Source organism: bacterium (assembly GCA_019637795.1).
Lineage (GTDB): Bacteria > Desulfobacterota > Binatia > HRBIN30 > CADEER01 > JAHBUY01.
On the sequence record JAHBUY010000001.1, the window covers coordinates 544,611 to 559,987 of the forward strand.

16 protein-coding genes are annotated in these 15,377 nt (G+C 74.1%); 3 read left to right on the forward strand and 13 right to left on the reverse strand.

Annotated features, from left to right (window positions below; all coding sequences use genetic code 11):
- The first annotated feature begins 8 nt into the window (after positions 1-8).
- Together KF840_02375 and KF840_02380 are read left to right on the forward strand one after the other, a co-directional pair.
- A complete protein-coding gene (locus tag KF840_02375) occupies positions 9-1,169 on the forward strand; it encodes a beta-lactamase family protein (GenBank protein ID MBX3023733.1) in 1,161 nt (386 codons plus the stop codon).
- A gap of 357 nt (positions 1,170-1,526) precedes the next feature.
- Positions 1,527-1,841 carry a hypothetical protein gene (locus tag KF840_02380; protein ID MBX3023734.1) on the forward strand — a complete coding sequence of 105 codons (315 nt, stop codon included), beginning with the start codon at positions 1,527-1,529 and terminating at the stop codon, positions 1,839-1,841.
- 54 nt (positions 1,842-1,895) lie between these two features.
- Here KF840_02380 and fdhF read toward each other — a convergent pair whose 3' ends face one another.
- From fdhF to KF840_02405, 5 genes are all read right to left on the reverse strand, one after another.
- On the reverse strand, positions 1,896-4,562 hold the full coding sequence (gene fdhF / locus KF840_02385) for a formate dehydrogenase subunit alpha (GenBank protein MBX3023735.1): 2,667 nt from the start codon (positions 4,560-4,562) through the stop codon (positions 1,896-1,898).
- A gap of 87 nt (positions 4,563-4,649) precedes the next feature.
- A complete protein-coding gene (locus KF840_02390; GenBank protein ID MBX3023736.1) occupies positions 4,650-5,108 on the reverse strand; it encodes a universal stress protein in 459 nt (152 codons plus the stop codon).
- Between the two features lie 19 nt (positions 5,109-5,127).
- Complete coding sequence (locus KF840_02395) at positions 5,128-5,274, reverse strand: hypothetical protein (protein MBX3023737.1); 147 nt, start codon at positions 5,272-5,274, stop codon at positions 5,128-5,130.
- A 197-nt stretch (positions 5,275-5,471) separates the two neighbouring features.
- Positions 5,472-5,996 carry a CBS domain-containing protein gene (locus KF840_02400; protein ID MBX3023738.1) on the reverse strand — a complete coding sequence of 175 codons (525 nt, stop codon included), beginning with the start codon at positions 5,994-5,996 and terminating at the stop codon, positions 5,472-5,474.
- A gap of 59 nt (positions 5,997-6,055) precedes the next feature.
- Complete coding sequence (locus tag KF840_02405; GenBank protein MBX3023739.1) at positions 6,056-6,490, reverse strand: OsmC family protein; 435 nt, start codon at positions 6,488-6,490, stop codon at positions 6,056-6,058.
- Positions 6,491-6,678: 188 nt separating this feature from the next.
- Here KF840_02405 and KF840_02410 point away from each other — a divergent pair, with 188 nt between their 5' ends.
- A complete protein-coding gene (locus tag KF840_02410) occupies positions 6,679-7,779 on the forward strand; it encodes a Glu/Leu/Phe/Val dehydrogenase (GenBank protein ID MBX3023740.1) in 1,101 nt (366 codons plus the stop codon).
- 323 nt (positions 7,780-8,102) lie between these two features.
- Here KF840_02410 and KF840_02415 read toward each other — a convergent pair whose 3' ends face one another.
- The 8 genes from KF840_02415 to KF840_02450 all read right to left on the reverse strand — a co-directional run bounded on the left by KF840_02415 (position 8,103) and on the right by KF840_02450 (position 15,356).
- Entirely contained in the window at positions 8,103-8,924 is an 822-nt protein-coding gene (locus KF840_02415; GenBank protein ID MBX3023741.1) for a hypothetical protein, read from the reverse strand.
- A 186-nt stretch (positions 8,925-9,110) separates the two neighbouring features.
- A complete protein-coding gene (locus tag KF840_02420; protein MBX3023742.1) occupies positions 9,111-10,313 on the reverse strand; it encodes a hypothetical protein in 1,203 nt (400 codons plus the stop codon).
- Between the two features lie 44 nt (positions 10,314-10,357).
- Positions 10,358-11,143 carry a prepilin-type N-terminal cleavage/methylation domain-containing protein gene (locus KF840_02425; protein ID MBX3023743.1) on the reverse strand — a complete coding sequence of 262 codons (786 nt, stop codon included), beginning with the start codon at positions 11,141-11,143 and terminating at the stop codon, positions 10,358-10,360.
- Entirely contained in the window at positions 11,140-11,496 is a 357-nt protein-coding gene (locus tag KF840_02430; protein MBX3023744.1) for a hypothetical protein, read from the reverse strand. The genes KF840_02425 and KF840_02430 overlap by 4 nt, the downstream gene beginning before the upstream one ends.
- Positions 11,497-11,596: 100 nt before the next feature.
- On the reverse strand, positions 11,597-12,034 hold the full coding sequence (locus KF840_02435) for a DUF4124 domain-containing protein (protein MBX3023745.1): 438 nt from the start codon (positions 12,032-12,034) through the stop codon (positions 11,597-11,599).
- 231 nt (positions 12,035-12,265) lie between these two features.
- On the reverse strand, positions 12,266-13,189 hold the full coding sequence (locus tag KF840_02440; protein MBX3023746.1) for a pyruvate synthase: 924 nt from the start codon (positions 13,187-13,189) through the stop codon (positions 12,266-12,268).
- Positions 13,186-14,424, reverse strand: a complete 1,239-nt coding sequence (locus KF840_02445) for a pyruvate synthase (GenBank protein MBX3023747.1) — start codon at positions 14,422-14,424, stop codon at positions 13,186-13,188. The genes KF840_02440 and KF840_02445 overlap by 4 nt, the downstream gene beginning before the upstream one ends.
- Entirely contained in the window at positions 14,421-15,356 is a 936-nt protein-coding gene (locus KF840_02450; GenBank protein ID MBX3023748.1) for a 2-oxoacid:acceptor oxidoreductase family protein, read from the reverse strand. Before KF840_02450 ends, KF840_02445 begins: the two co-directional genes overlap by 4 nt.
- Positions 15,357-15,377 lie beyond the last annotated feature (21 nt).

The window sequence follows — 15,377 nt, forward strand, 5'->3', positions numbered from 1 at the left end:
GGGCAGACATGGGCGTACCCGAGGGGCTCCCGATCGAGGGATTCTGCGACCCCGCCTTCGCCGCGGTGCGCGACGAATTCGTCGCCAACTTCACGGCCCGCGGCGACGTCGGCGCCGCGGTCGCCATCACCGTCGGCGGCCGGCCGGTGGTGGACCTCTGGGGCGGCTGGTTGGACGGCGCGCGCCGCCACCCCTGGCAGCGCGACACGCTGGTCAACGTCTTCTCGGTCAGCAAGGCGCTGAGCACGCTCTGCGCGCTGCAACTCGTGGAACGCGGCCTGCTCGACCTCGACGCGCCGATCGCCCGCTGCTGGCCGGCGTTCGCCAACGCCGGCAAGGAGTCGATCACCCTGCGCCAGGTGCTCAGCCACCGCGCCGGCCTGCCGGCCCTGCGCGCGCCGCTGCCCGACGGCGCGATGCTCGACTGGCCGCGCATGACGGCGGCGCTGGAGACCGAGGCGCCGTGGTGGACGCCAGGGACGGCGCACGGCTACCACGTCAACACCTTCGGCTTCCTGGTCGGCGAGGTGGTGCGCCGCGCCAGCGGCGACACGCTCGGCGCCTGGCTGCGCGCCCACGTCGCGGCGCCGCTCGGCGCCGACGTGCACGTCGGCCTGCCGGCCGCCGAGCATCCCCGGGTGGCCGAGTTCCTTTGGCCGGACGGGCTGCGGCCGCCGCGGCCCGAGCGGTTCGCCGACGAGGACGAGCGCATGCGCTGGAACACCTACTGGAACCCGCCCGGCCTCTCCGGCGCCGGCTGGGTGAACCGCGCCGAGTGGCGACAGGCCGAGCTGCCGTCGACCAACGGCCATGCCACCGCCCGCGGCATCGCCCGCGTCTACGCGGCGCTCGCCGCCGGCGGCGCGCTCGCCGGCGTGCGCGTGCTGGCGCCGGCACTGCTCGAAGCGGCGCGGCGCGAGCACAGCAATGGCCCCGATCGCATCCTGCAGCGGCCGTCGCGCTTCGGCATCGGCTTCCAGCTCACCCAGCCGGAACGGCCGCTCGGCCCCAACCCGGGCGCCTTCGGCCACTTCGGCACCGGCGGCTCGGTCGGCTTCTGCGACCCCGAGGCCGGCGTCGCCTTCGCCTACGTCATGAACGATCTCGGCCCGCGCTGGCAGAACCCGCGCAACCGCGCCCTGATGGACGCGCTGTACGACTGCCTGTGAGCCGGCGGCGGGCTTTGCCATTGTTGGCCTTGATGCGACAAAAGACTTTCACCACGGAGGCACGGAGACACGGAGAGTACTGATCTCGAAGCCCGCCCAGTGGTCCTCCCAAAGTTCATTGGAAATGGAGTGAGAAGAGGCCCCGCGCCTTCGCTATGGCACCGAGCCCTCCGTGTCTCCGTGCCTCCGTGGTGAGGAGTTTTCTGTCTCATCAAGTCTAACAACCTGGGGCTGCCTCGCGGGAGCAGCGAATTCTTGGGCAAGGCCCCGGCGGCGGCCGCGAACCGCCCCACTCCCGCGACCGGTTTGGCGGAGCCCCGGCTGGCAACACACGTCGCGGCCGGCCAGGATCGGGTCATGCGCCGCCGACTTCGCCTGCTCGCCGCCGCGATGCTGCTGGCGGCGTCCGCCTGCGGTGACGGGACGTTGATCATCAGCTTCAACAGCGGCGTCATCGCCGGCCCGCCGCTGTGCCACGGCCCCGGCGGGCAGTTCGATCTGCGTCAGGCGGGCGGCCTGCAGGTGCTGGTGGTCATCACCAGCAGCACCACCATCATCCTCGCCAGCAGCGGCGGCGGCACCTGCGCCGATCTCGACGCCGGCCAACTGGTCGAGGTGCGCGGCCGCGACAGCGGCGGACAGATCGTCGCCTCCAGCATCACCGTCCGCTGAGGGCGGGCGCGGGCGCGGCTGCGCCGTTCGCGCCGGCCGGATGCGAGCGCGGCCCTACGCCTTGCTGATGCGGACCGCGGTGCGCTTGTACTCCGGGGTGTCGGTGCGGCGGTCGCGGTGCGGGCCGGTCAGCAGATTCACCCAGGTCGCCGGCTCGTTGAAGGTGGCGAAGAGCTCGCCCTCCCGCGGCGCGTCGTCGATGTGCAGCGGCAGCGTGGTGCTGCCGTAGCGACTGGCGATGCGCACCCGGTCGCCCTCGGCCAGCCCGTAGCGGGCGGCGTCCGGCGGCGAGATGTCGAGGCGGTCGCCGGGGCGGAGGACGCGGTTCGGCGTCCGCATGGTCATCGTGCCGGCGTTGAAGTGGTACAGCGAGCGGCCGGTGACCAGCAGCAGCGGATAGTCGGCCGACGTCTCCTCGGGCGACGGCCGATGCTCGATGCAGCGCAGCGCGGCGCGCGGCCCGGCGGTGAACGATTCGCCGTGCAGGCGCGCCGTGCCCGGATGCGCGGTGTCCGGACACGGCCACTGCAGCCCGCCGCCCTCGAGCCGCTCGTAGGTGATGCCGCGGCCGGCCGGCCAGACGGCGCGGACCTCCTCCCAGATCGCCGCCGCGGACGCGAACCCGAAGCCGTCGCCGCGACCGAGCGCCCGCGCCACGTCGCACAGCGGCGCCCAGTCCGGCCGCGCCTCGCCCGGCGGCGGCAGCACCTGGCGGACGCGCTGGATGCGCCGCTCCGCGTTCATGAACGTGCCGTCCTTCTCGAACGAGCAGGCCGACGGCAGCACGACGTGCGCGTAGGCGCGCGCCGTCTCGTTGAGGAAGATGTCCTGGACCACCAGCAGCTCGAGCGCCGCCAGGCTGCGGTGGCTGGCCGCGACGTCGGGATTGGTCGGCAGCACGTCGTACCCCATCGCCCACAACGCCTTCAGCTCGCCGCGCGCCGCCGCGTCCATCATCCCCGGCAGGCGCAGTCCGGGACGCGTCGGCAGCGGCGCGCCCCACGCCGCCGCGAAGCGCGGCGCCGCCTCGGCCAGGCGGGCGGAGCCGGTGAGCAGCGCCGGCTCGCACCCCATGTGCGCCGAGCCCTGGACGTTGTTCTGGCCGCGCAGCGGATTCACCCCGCTGCCGGGGCGGCCGACGTTGCCGGTGAGCAGCGCCAGGTTGGCGAGCGCGATCACCGCGTCGGTGCCCTGCACGTGCTCGGTCATGCCGAGGCCGTGGAAGGCGATGGCCGGCGTGTCGGCGGCGTAGCGGCGCGCCGCCTCGCGCAGCAGCGCCGGCGCCACGCCCGCCGCCGGCCCGACGTCCTCGGGGCGGAAGCGCAGCACGTGGGCGCGGAAGTCCTCCCAGCCGTCGACGCGCGCCCGCAGGAACGCCGCGTCGACCAACCCCGCCTCGACGATCGCGCACGCCAGGGCGTTGAGCACCGGCACGTTGGCGCCCGGGTGCAACGGCAGGTGCAGCGCGCCGGGCACGCGCGCCAGCTCGATGCGGCGCGGATCGATGACGATCAGGTTGGCGCCGGCGAGGGCGCGCTGGCGGATGCGGGCGCCGATCACCGGGTGGCCCTCGCTGGCGTTGGCGCCGCACACCAGGATGGTCCGCGCCAGCTCGATGTCGTCGAAGGCGCTGGTCGCCGCGCCGGTGCCGAAGACGTCGGCGAGGGCGGCGGCGGAGGGGGCATGGCAGACGCGGGCGCAGCAGTCGACGTTGTTGGTGCCGAGCGCGACGCGGGCGAACTTCTGGGCGACGTAGTTCTCCTCGTTGGTGGCGCGCGCCGAGCCGAGCACGCCGACCGCGTCGGCGCCGTGCCGGTCGACGATGGCGCGCAGGCGCGCCGCGGTGACGGCGATCGCCTCGGGCCAGGCGACGGCGCGCCAGCCCGCGTCGGTGCGCAGCAGCGGCGTCGTCAGGCGATCGCCGGCGGCGACGAAGTCGAAGGCGTAGCGGCCCTTCACGCACAGGTGTCCCTTGTTCACCGCCGCGTCCATCGCCGGCAGCGCCTGCACGATGCGGCCGTCGCGGGTGCCGACCTCGAGCTCGCAGCCGACGCCGCAGTACGGGCAGACGGTGCGCGTCAGGCGCGTCGGCACGCCGTGCTCGCGGACGCTCTGGTCCTGCAGCGCGCCGCTCGGGCAGGCGGTGACGCAGGCGCCGCAGGCCACGCAGGAGCTGGCGAGCAGCGTCGTGCCGGAGTCGGGCCGGATCACCGTCCGGTCGCCGCGCTCCCACGCCCGCCAGACGAACTGGCCCTGGAGGCCGTCGCAGATGCGAACGCAGCGGTAGCAGTCGATGCAGCGTCCCATGTCGACGTGGATGTAGGGGTGCGCGTCGTCCACCGGCGGCGCGTCGGCGCCGCCGCGCGCCGCGTCCGCCAGCCCGTAGGCGCCGACCAGCCGCGCCAGCTCCGAGGCCGCGGGGTCGCGCAGCGCGTCGGCCGGCTGGCGGCGCGCCAGCAGCTCCAGGGTGACGCGCCGGTGCGCCTCCAGCTCCGGCGAGCGCGTCCGCACCTCCATGCCGTCCTCGACCGCCGTCGCGCACGCCGGCACCGGGTGCGCCACGCCGCCGACCTCGACCACGCACAGGCGGCAGGCCGGCTGCGGCGCCAACCGCGGGTCGTGGCACAGCGACGGCACGTCGCAGCCGAGCCGGCGCAGCAGCGGCAGCAGCAGATGCTCGCCGCTCACCTCGTGGATCCGCCCGTCGACTCGGATGCGCATCGCTCGCCCTCGCCGGATCCTTCGCACATCCCCGCCCGATTTGGAGGGGCGCGCGCCGGCGGCTGGGTCGTCCGCGGAAACGGGCTGCTAGGCCGGCGCGCGGACGGTCAGCACCGGCATGCGGGCGTGACGGACGACCTTCTCCGCCACCGAGCCGAGCACCAGGTGCGCGAGGCCCGTTTTCCCATGCGTGCCGAGCACGACGAGGTGGCAGCCGAGCGCCTCCGCGGCGCGCACGATCTCGCCCGCCAGGTCCGGCGGCTCGAGGCCGCCGTCGAAGACATGCACGTGGACCTCCTTCGCGGCGGGGAATCTCCGCTCGGCGAGCGCCCGCAGATGCCGGCGCGCCTCGCGGCGGATCTCGTCGCAGCGATGCTGGCGCCAGGCCGGCTCGCCGCCCGCATCGGTGACCGAGGAGATGTCGACCACCGTCACCAGCTCCACGGCCGCGTCGAGCTGGCGCGCCAGCTCGGCAGCGACGCCGGCCGCCGCCTCGGCGCAGGGGGAGAAGTCGGTCGCGACGAGAATCCGACGGAACGGTGTCATGACGGCTCGCCGTGCGTCCTCAGGATCGCGACGTCGTCGCCGGTGTGGCTGATGTCGTGGTCGCGACCAGGCCGCGGCGCCGCCCGATCGCCTCGCCGACGCGCTCGATCAGGCGCCGCGACGGCTCGCGGTGGCCGCCGATCGACCCGATGTCCGCCTCGATCACGCTCGGTGTGCTCCTCATTGGCCGGCCCTCGGCGCTGCCGCGCTCGTCGGATGATTGAGCAAGGCACGCGCCAGGCGTTGGCGGGCCGGGCCCATCCGCAGGCCCGGCATCGCTTCCCAGCGCTGCCATGCGGCGCATCCCGGGATTGGGAAGCGTCCCGATCGCGTCGTCAGCGCTATGCGGACGCGGTCGAGCGGTCAGTCGCGCCGCGGCGCCTTGGGGCGCGCGCCGCCGGTGGACGCGGACGGCGCGGCGTCGCCCGGCCGCGCCGCGAAGGCGCCCGTCTCGCGCGCCGCCTCGATCTCCTCGAGAACGCTGAAGGCCTCCAGCACGTCGCTGCGCGTGAGGATGCCGACGACGCGGCCGCCGTCGATCACCGGCAGCGCGCCGATGCGCAGGGTGCGCATCAGCCGCGCCGCGTCCGCCATCGAGCTGCCGACCGTGATCGCGGTGGGCTCGGGGCTCATCACCAGCTCCACCCGCACCGTCTGCGGATCGGCGGTCGGCACCGGCGGCCGCTTGCGGCGCGAGCTCGCCGCGTCGAAGACGGAGGGGAACGCGTCGCGCAGGTCGCGATCGGTGACGATGCCCACCAGACGCCCGTCGACGATCACCGGCAACTGATTGACCCGGTGCCGCTCCATCAGCTCGCGCGCGTGCTGGATCGAGTCGAGCGGCTTCACGGCGTGCACCGGGCTCTTCATCCATCGTCGGACTTCCATTTGCTGCCTCCTCGTCTCTGGCGCCCCGGCCGCTGCCGCTCACCGCGCCGCGGCGCTGGTCACACCACTTCGATCTCGCACGCCAGCACCGGCCGCAGGGCCAGCGAGTTGGTGACCAGGCACGCGCGCTCCGCCTTCTCCAGCAGCCGCGCCGCCTTCTCGCGCTCCGCCTCGGCGGAGAGGACGAGATGGGCGCGCAATGCGATCGCGGTGAAGCGGGTGACGCCCTCGATGCGGTCGAGGGTGCCGTCGCCGTCGCAGGTCAGGCGCACCCAGGTGAGCTTCGAGGCCTGCGCGATGGCGCGGAAGGTGAGCACGAAGCAGGTCACCACCGCGCCGATCAGCAGGGTCTCCGGCGACCACTGGTCCCCCGGACCGCCGAACTGCGGCGGCGCAGCGGCAGCGAGCGGCGGCAAGCCGGCGCCGGTGACGGCGATCGCGCCATCGGCGCCACCCGAGCCCTGGACCCGATACTGGTGCGGAAGTGGATGCATGCCCGGGAATCAAGCAAGCACCTTGCCCGAACCGACGTTCCCCACCAGCGCGGCGCTTCGCGACCGACGGAAGCGCTCGCGTCTCACTTCTCGGAAGATTCGCCGCCGCCACCCCCTCGGTGGGCGCGGCGCGAGCCCGCACGGCAATGGTCTCCGGATTGCTCCCGCGAACGATCGGGAGAACGGCGATGGCGAGGCAGTCGGCAGAGGAGCTGGACGCGGCGAAGACGGTGCTGATCCGCGATCGACGCGAGGGGCTGGAGGCGATGGTCGTGGTCGACGACGTCGCCTGCGGACCATCCATCGGCGGCATCCGCATGGCGCCGGACGTGACCCTCGAGGAGGTGGCGCGGCTCGCCCGGGCGATGACGCTCAAGAACGCGGCGGCGGGCCTGCCGCACGGCGGCGGCAAGGCGGGAATCGTCGCCGATCCGCTCATGCCGGCGGAGAAGAAGGAGCGTCTGGTGCGGGCCTTCGGGCGGGCGATTCGCGGCCTGGACGAGTACATCCCCGGCCCCGACATGGGCACCGACGAACGCTGCATGGCCTACCTGCACGACGAGATCGGGCGCGCCGCCGGACTGCCGCGCGTGCTGGGCGGCATCCCGCTCGACGAGATCGGCGCCACCGGCTTCGGCCTGGCCTGCTGCGCCGAGGTGGCGGCCGACTACGCCGGCATCGCGCTGCGCGGCGCGCGGGTCGCCGTGCAGGGATTCGGCGCCGTCGGCCGGCACGGGGCGCGCTTTCTCGCCGAGCGCGGCGCGCTGCTGGTGGCGGCGGCCGACAGCGGCGGCGCGGTGGTCAATCCCGATGGCCTCGATCTGGCGGCGCTGATCGCCTTCAAGGAAGAGCGGCGGTCGGTGCGCGACTTCCCCGGCGGGCGGCCACTGGCGAGCGACGACCTGGTCGCCGTCGACTGCGACATCTGGATTCCCGCCGCTCGCCCCGACGTGCTGCGCGCCGACAACGCCGAACGGCTGCGCGCCAGGCTGGTGCTGCAGGGCGCCAACGTGCCGGCGACGGCCGAGGCGGAGGCGCGGCTGGACGCCCGCGGGATCGTCAGCGTCCCGGACTTCATCGCCAACGCCGGCGGCGTGATCTGCGCCGCGGTCGAGGTCCGGCACGGCAGCCAGGCCGAGGCGTTCGCGGTGATCGCCGACAAGATCCGCGACAACACCCGTGCCGTGCTCGAACGCGCGCGCCAGGCGCGCATCCTGCCGCGCGCCGCGGCCGACGAGCTGGCGCGGCAGCGACTCGAGGAAGCGGCGAGCTATCGGCGGCACCGGTGAGAAGCGCCGCGGCCGTGCGACGCCGCAACATGGCGATCCTGTCCACCTGCGACATCCGCGCGGGAGCGCCGCCCTCCAGGTTGTGCCGGAGCTGGCCGGGCGCCCAGTCGCGAACCGGGGGGCGGACGGAGCGGCCGGCGGGCGGCCAGGCAACGTCAGTCGATGACGTATCGGCATCCTCGCGCGCGGCGCCGGGTCGGCGCGGGGAAGCGCTCGCATGCCGGGCTCCGGGCGCGGCGCCAACGCCGCGCCGGTGCGTGCCCATGCGGCATTCTGTGCGCTGCCGCCGGTCGCGGGGAGGCCGCGACGGGACGTGGCGCGGCCTACTGGACCTGGAACGTGGCGGTGATCTGGTTGCTCAGGTGGCCGGCGGCATCGGAGGCGCGCACCGCCGCGGCGCAGGTGCCGAACGGCAGCGGGCTGGCGGCGATCGGCGAGGTGGTCTGGATGGAATTGATCAGCCGGTTGCCCGGCACCAGCGCGGTGCAGGTCTGTTGCGGCTCGAGCGGCGCGCAGGTGATGGCAATGCAGATGCGGTTGATGTCACCGTTCAGGTCGGACACGCCGAAGCGGAAGGCGATGGTGCCGGACCGCGACACCGGATTGGGGAGGACGGTGAGGTTGCACAGCACCGGCAGCGGCGAGACCAGGCCGCCGCAGACGCTCATCGGGATGGTCGGCGTGCGTGTCGCCGTCGTGGTCGGCTTCGTCGTGCGGGTCGGCGTCGGGGTCGGGCTGTCGGACGCCGCCGGCGTCACGGTAGCGCTGGCGACCGGCGTCACGGTAGCGCTGGCGACCGGCGTCGCCGACGCGGTGGCGGTCGGCGGGGCGGTCGGCGGCGCCACGCCGCAGCCGTAGAGCAGATTGCTCACCCCGGCGATCAGCTCGCCGATCGCGACCATGCCGTCGCCGCCGTCGCGATCGAACGCCGGGCAGACGTCCAGCGGGGCGCTGCCGAGGGCGATGTTGACGCCGGTAATCAGCTCGCCGACGGTGACCACCCGGTCGCGATTGCAGTCGCCGACACAGACCGCGTCGCCCGCTTCCGCCGTCGGCGGCAGCGGCGAGGCGACGGCCTGGAGCGCGAGGACGATGAGGCCAAGGCGCAGAGCGGCGAAGGATCCGTTGCTCGGCTCACCGCTCATGCCTCCATCCCCTCCTCCAGGCTCCGGCCCGGCGTCTGGCGAGCCAGGCGCCGGTCGTCTGCTGTCGCATCTCAGATCGGCCCCCGGCTGTCGAGCCGAGCGCGGGCAGGGGGACCCATGGGGGCAGAGGACGCGGGGTCGCCTTGGCGGATTGCGTGCGGCCGGCCGAGCCGACCCCACCTCGCCTCAGGGTGGCGTCCACTGCGCCGTGAGGCGCAGTGGACCGGGGGTGCTCATGACCGTGCGCAGCGATTGATCGAAGTGGATGGTGGCATTGCCGACCATGCTGATGGCATTGCCGTCGAAGGCGCCGTACAGGACTCCGTTGCCGTTCAGCGACAGCGTCGACTGCGGCGCGTAGATGGTGCCGGCGAAGGTGCTGTTGCCCGAGTAGGTGACGGCGGCGCCGCCGACCTGGACCAGGCTGAAGTTGCTCGGCAGGCCGCTGGTATTGACGATGCCGTTGCCGCCGATCGACGCCGCGCCGGTGACGTACAGCGCGATCGGCCCCTTGCTCACGTCGGCGGTCAGCGAGGCGCCGCCGCTGATGTCCAGGCTGGTGGCCACGTAGGTGCCGGCGGTCAGGGTCTGCTTGGCGCCGCCGCTGAGCTTGATCGCCCCGAGGTTGACCGCGCCCGCCGGAACCGCCGCCGCCGGCAGCAGGCGCGTCGCCGCGGACTGCTGTCTGAGGCCGCTGACCGTACCGCCGGTGGCGCTGCCGTTCGGACCGGCGATGGCGTTGCCCTTGATGACGGCGTTGGGGCCGAGGGTGATGTCGCCGTTGCTGCCGACGTCGCCGGTGTTGAACACGTTGCTGCCACCGTAACCGCCCAGGCTGGCGTCGTAGCCGTCGGTCACCCCGTTGCCGCCGATGCTGACGTACTCGGCGCCGAACAGGGCGGCGGTGAAGAGCGAGGCCTGCGAACGCACCAGGAGCGCGCCGACCCGGCGCTGCGTCGTGCCGACGGTCGCCGTCGCCACCACCTCCCAGGTCTCCGGCTGGTAGGCGATCAGCGACGACTCGACGCTGTAGGTGCCGGCGCCGAGGGCCTGCTGGCTGAGCGACTTCTTGTAGCTCGCCACCATGCCCGTGCGCGCCTGACCGAGCAGGTCCTTGTAGGCGTCGGGATGGTTCCCCGGCAGGATCACCGCCGCGCTGTTCGCCGCCAGCTTCACCGGCACGCCGGCGGTGACCAGGGAGCTGGCGGGGAGGCGATAGTCGGCGCTGTCGAACCAACGCACGGCGCGCGCGATGGCGCCCTGGGCGAGCGCCTCGGCGGCGAGGCGCTGGCGGTCTCGGCCGCTGGCCTGGATCTGGCGCAGGACCAGGCCGTGCACGCCGGCGGCGATGACCAGCAGCACGACGAGAAAGCCGAGCGCGAAGACCATGATCGAACCGCGCTCATTGCCGCTCCGCTGTCCTCGACGCCGTGTCATAGGACGAGATTCGGCGGCGCGATGCGGGCGCCGAAGGTGACCGTGCGCCGCGCCCGACCGAGATCGGCGGCGCGCGTCTGCACGGTCATGCTGACGTCGATCAGGCGAACGTCGCCCGGCGTCTTGGCGTCGTAGGTGAACTGGAGCCCGGTGACGTTGGGAATGAAGACGCGGCCGTTGCGCGTCAACGCGCCGTTGACGAGCTCGTAGGTGACCAGCACCGCCGGCGTCACCAGCGACCCGGCGGCGAAGTTGTACGTCAGCGCGGGCGTCAGCTTCACCGTGTTGCCGCTGATCGCCTGCACCGTGCCGCGATACCAGCGGCTCTGGTCGCTGAGGTAGACGGTCGCGTCGACTTTCAGTCCGGCCGTCGACAGCACGGTCACGGTCGACGCGTTCATCGCCGCGGCGGCGGTCAGGAAGGTGTGGGCGGTCGAGACGACCGTCCAGAATTGCACCCGCGAGGGTTCGGCGACGACGATCGAGGGGGCCGACGATGGCACCGCCGGTTTCGGCACGCCGAAGCCGGCGTTGGCGATCTCCGCCGTCATGTCGTCGAAGGCCAGGCGCCCGGCATGCAGCATCTCGGCGATCATCATCTGGTCGGCGTGGCGGCGGATCTGGGCGATCAGGCTCGCGTACGCCGTGCCCGCGGCGAGGGCGAAGATGGCCGCGGCGACCAGCACCTCGATGAGGGTCGTGCCGTCGCAGGCGCGCAGGCGCCGCGCCGCCGCACCGCGCTGCCGCGGACGAGATGCCGGCTCGCGCCCCGGTCCGGTCATTTGGCGATCTCGGTCGCGAAGACGCTCCGGCGCTCGCCGCGATCGGTCCAGCTCATCGTCACCGTCACCGCCCGCAGATCGCTGAGCGCGCCGCTCGCCACCGTCGTGGTGCGCACGAAGATCACGCCGGTGCCCGCGCCGGCCGACCACGACAGATCCGTGGTGGTCCCGACGGGGGCCTTGTCGTAGCCGGCCTTGCGCAGATCGTTGATCTTCGCCGCCGCCAGACGACTGGCCTGGTCGATGAGCCGGGCACTGAGGTTGCCGCGGGTCATGCTCACCACCAGCGCGTTCATGCCGATGATGCAGAGCGCCACCAATCCGAGGCCGACGATCACCTCGATCAGACCCATGCCGTGGTCGGAGCGAACGCCGCGCGCCGTGCGGCGTGGCGTCGATGCGGCGCGCGCGCTCCGGGGCGCGCCGCGGCGACCGCCGGCGGGGGCGCGCATCTCAGTCCCCTCCCTCGCGCCGGCCCTCGCCGTCGGCACCGGCGCCGGCGCGCAGGGCGTCGATCGCGGCGCGCTCCCGACGCGCCTCGTCGACGACCAGATTCTCCTGCTCGCGACGCGCCGCGCTGTCCACCCCGGCCGCCCGCAGGAGCCGCAGGTACGCCTCGCGATCGGCGAGGCGCGCCTCGTGCCGTCGCAACTGCTCCGCGGCCGCGTCGGCCGGGTTCGGATGCGCCGACAGCGACACCCCCTCCACCGCCTGCGCGCCGGCGGCCTCCGCGGCGGGCGCGGACGCAGACGCGTCCCCCTGCGGCGGCTGGCGCGGCGCGGGCTGGTTGGTCACGTGCACGACGCCGCGATCGTCGCGCCACTCGTACCATTGGGCCGAGAGCGAGGCCGGGAGGAACACGAAGGCGAGCCCAAGCCATCGCCAGGTCATGTGCTACGGCAGAGCAAAGGCCATACCGCCCGGCCGGTCGCCTCGCGAGCGACCCGCGGACTCGCCGCGCCGCGTCGCCGCGTCGTCGCCCTCGCCGTTCCAGGGGATTCCGTCGTGGGAGTGGCAGAGGCGCGCCTCGCACGGCGGCGGGCAGGAGCCACGATGGCGTCTCGCCGGACAACCCCGGCGGGGCGGATCACCTTTCCGCGAGGCCCGCCGGGGGGAGCGGAATCACGCCGCCCAGTAGGCGTCGACGTCGGCCTGCAGGCGCCGCAGCACCTCGTCCTGGCGCACCGGTTCGAAGAGGTGGCGGTAGCGCGCCTGGCCGCGCAGGTACTCCTCCACCGGACGGCGGCGGTGCGGCACCACGGTGTGGACGACGGCGCCGTCGCGTTCCTCCTTGACCGGCCAGATGCCGCACTCGACCGCCAGCCGGGCGACCTCGACCGAGCGCGCCGGCTCGATGCCCCAGCCCGGCGCGCAGGCGGCGAAGCTGAGGAACAGCTTCGGACCGCGCAGCCGGCGCGCCCGCGCCACCTTGTCCATGAGGTCGAGCGGATGGGCCGGCGAGACGGTGGCGACGAAGGCCGGGCGCTGGGCGCGCCAGAGCGCGAACAGGTCCTGCTTGCGCGCCGTCGTGCCGGCGGGGGCGGCGGCGCCCGGCGGCGTCGTCGCGGTGCGCGATCCGTACGGCGTCGCCGGCGACATCTGGAAGCCGGTGTTGGCGAAGCCCTCGTTGTCGTAGCAGTAGTAGTAGAAATCGAGGCCGCGATGGATGGCGGCGAGGGTCGCCTGCAGACCGATGCCGCCGGCGGCGCCGTCGCCGCTCACCACCACCACCGCGAGATCCTCGTCGGCCGCCAGCGTGCCGCGCGCGATCAGGACGTCGAGCGCGTCGCGGATCCCCTGCGCGCCCGCCGGCGCCGAGGCCATCGCGGTGTAGAGCCACGAGGCCCGGAACGGCGAGTAGGGAAAGGTGGTCAGCAGGGTCAGGCAGCCGGCGGCGTTGACGAAGACGACGTTGGCGCCGAGCGCCTTGTGGAACAGACGCAGGCCGAGCAGGCCGCCGCAGCCGCCGCACAGGCCGGTGCCGCCGGCGAGCGGTTCCTCGCGCGGGATCTGCTGGATGCTCGTGTAGATCTCGCGCCGGGTCATCGCGGCGCCTCCTCGCCGCCACGCGCGATGCGCAGCAGGTCGCGCACCGCCGCGTACTCGTCGGCGGTGAACAGCAGGCGCGGCTCGGCCGACCCGCCCTCGCGCTCGGCGACGTGCAGGGCGGCGGCGATCTGCTCGAGCTCCTGGTCGCGGAAGCGGCGGCCGCCCAGGCCGCCGACGTACGAGAGCAGCGGCGGCGCGGCGCGATCGCGCAGCGCGCTCGCCACCTCGGCGAACAGGATGCCCCCCTTGCCGACCGACAGGTTCTGGTCGACCACCGCCACGGCGCGGCGTCCGGCCAGGCGCGCGGCGATCTCGGCGTGCGGGAACGGCCGCAACAGGCGCAGGCGCAGCAGCCCGATCTTCTCGCCCCGCTGCCGCAGCCGCGCCACCGCGGCGCGACCGACGGTGGTGAACGAATTCGACATCACGATCACGTGCTCGGCGTCGTCCAGCCAGGCCCCCTCGGTGGCGCCGTAGCGGCGGCCGAAGCGCTCGCCGAGCTCGCTGGCGATGGCGGCGTGGGCGTCGAGCGCCGCCTCCATGGCGCGCTGCATCTGGTACTTGAAGAAGGCGTAGGCGCTGCTGCCGAGGACGGCGACGCCCTGGGCCATGGCGTGCGAGGCGGCGAAGCGCGCGTGGGTGGGCGCATAGGGCGGCAGGAAGGCGCGCACCGCGGCCGGGTCGGGGATCGCCACCGGCTCGCGCGTGTACGACAGGTGGAAGCCGTCGAGGTTGACCAGCGCCGGCAGCAGCACGTCGGGGTGCTCGGCCAGGCGATAGGCCATCAGCACCGAGTCGAGCACCTCCTGGCAGGTCTCGGCGTGCAACTGGAGGAAGCCGGCGTCGCGCGCCGCCAGGACGTCGTTGTGATCCGGCTCGAGGGTGATCGGCGCCGCCAACGCTCGCGAGACGTTGACCAGCACCAGCGGCACGCGCCAACCGGCGACGGCGTAGAGCATTTCCAGGGCGTAGAGGAGGCCCTGGCTCGAGGTCGCCGTGAACACGCGCGCCCCGGTCGCCGCGGCGGCGCCGGCGGCGGTGAGCATGGCGTGCTCGGAGTCGAGCGTCACCAGGCGGGCGGGCATCTCGCCGCGCCCGATCCAGTGCGCCAGCGTCTCGATGATCTCGGTCTGCGGCGTGATCGGGTAGGCGGGCACGTAGTCGACGTCGGCGAGGCGCGCCCCCCACGCGGCGGCGCGGTTGCCGCTCAGCAGGTCGACGGTCGCGCTCATGGCGCGTGCTCCGGCACCTCGGCGATCGCCCGCGGCGGGCACTCCGCGACGCAGATCGCGCAGCCTTTGCAGTGCTGATAGTCGACCGCGGGGTAGCGCTCGCCGTCGAGCCGGATCGCGCCCTCCGGGCAGAGCGCGAAGCAGAGCAGGCAGCGCGTGCAGCGGGCGCGATCGATCACCGGCCGGACGACGCGCCAGCCGGCGGTGTCGCGCCGCTGCGAGGTCGGGCCGGCGGTGATCGCCGGCGCCGCCAGGCGCGCCGGCAGGCGCGGCAGGACGAACGGCGCGCCGGCGGCCGGCGGCGGCGCGGGCGGCGACGCGGCGGCGCGGCCGACGACCGGCGCGGCGTGGAAGGCGCGCCGCATGGCCGCGGTGTTGCGCTCGACCACGTCGGCGGCGGCGTCGATCTCCGCCAGCTCGACGCGCAGCGCGCCGGCGGCGAGCGGCCACGGCGCGATGCCGGTGGCGCGCAGCACCAAGCCGGCCATCGGCGCGCTGAGCAGCGCCTGACCGAGCTCGGCGAGGGCGAGCGCCGTGCAGTCGTGCGCCACCGCCGGAGCGTCGCTGCCGCAGCGCCGCTGCAGCTCTTCGCCGGCGCGGCGGCTGTTGGCCACGATCAACGTGCCGCCGCCCACGCCTTCGAGCACCCCGGCGTCGGGGTCGTCGAGCAGCGATTCGTCGAAGAGCGCCAGGGCGTCGGGACGCGCGATGTAGCCGCGTTCGCCGATCGGCTGGCAGTCGAGGCGGACGAATGCCGCCACCGGCGCGCCGCGCCGTTCGGCGCCGTAGAGCGGGAAGTCCTGCACGGTGAAGCCGGCGAGGAACGCGGCGCGGCTCACGATGCGACTCGCCAGGCGAACGCCCTGGCCGCCGCGCCCGTGGAAGCGCACCTGGTAGACCATGGGGCGCAGGGTGAGCGAGGAGCGTGCCACGCCGGCCGCGGCGACCGCGGC

Bases quoted from the DNA above. Each gene is read 5' to 3' on its own strand.
- KF840_02375 (MBX3023733.1), top strand. From the start codon at position 9: ATGGGCGTACCCGAGGGGCTCCCGATCGAGGGATTCTGCGACCCCGCC.
- KF840_02380 (MBX3023734.1), top strand. From the start codon at position 1,527: ATGCGCCGCCGACTTCGCCTGCTCGCCGCCGCGATGCTGCTGGCGGCG.
- fdhF (MBX3023735.1), bottom strand. From the start codon at position 4,562: ATGCGCATCCGAGTCGACGGGCGGATCCACGAGGTGAGCGGCGAGCAT.
- KF840_02390 (MBX3023736.1), bottom strand. From the start codon at position 5,108: ATGACACCGTTCCGTCGGATTCTCGTCGCGACCGACTTCTCCCCCTGC.
- KF840_02400 (MBX3023738.1), bottom strand. From the start codon at position 5,996: ATGGAAGTCCGACGATGGATGAAGAGCCCGGTGCACGCCGTGAAGCCG.
- KF840_02405 (MBX3023739.1), bottom strand. From the start codon at position 6,490: ATGCATCCACTTCCGCACCAGTATCGGGTCCAGGGCTCGGGTGGCGCC.
- KF840_02410 (MBX3023740.1), top strand. From the start codon at position 6,679: ATGGCGAGGCAGTCGGCAGAGGAGCTGGACGCGGCGAAGACGGTGCTG.
- KF840_02415 (MBX3023741.1), bottom strand. From the start codon at position 8,924: ATGAGCGGTGAGCCGAGCAACGGATCCTTCGCCGCTCTGCGCCTTGGC.
- KF840_02420 (MBX3023742.1), bottom strand. From the start codon at position 10,313: ATGGTCTTCGCGCTCGGCTTTCTCGTCGTGCTGCTGGTCATCGCCGCC.
- KF840_02425 (MBX3023743.1), bottom strand. From the start codon at position 11,143: ATGACCGGACCGGGGCGCGAGCCGGCATCTCGTCCGCGGCAGCGCGGT.
- KF840_02430 (MBX3023744.1), bottom strand. From the start codon at position 11,496: ATGGGTCTGATCGAGGTGATCGTCGGCCTCGGATTGGTGGCGCTCTGC.
- KF840_02435 (MBX3023745.1), bottom strand. From the start codon at position 12,034: ATGACCTGGCGATGGCTTGGGCTCGCCTTCGTGTTCCTCCCGGCCTCG.
- KF840_02440 (MBX3023746.1), bottom strand. From the start codon at position 13,189: ATGACCCGGCGCGAGATCTACACGAGCATCCAGCAGATCCCGCGCGAG.
- KF840_02445 (MBX3023747.1), bottom strand. From the start codon at position 14,424: ATGAGCGCGACCGTCGACCTGCTGAGCGGCAACCGCGCCGCCGCGTGG.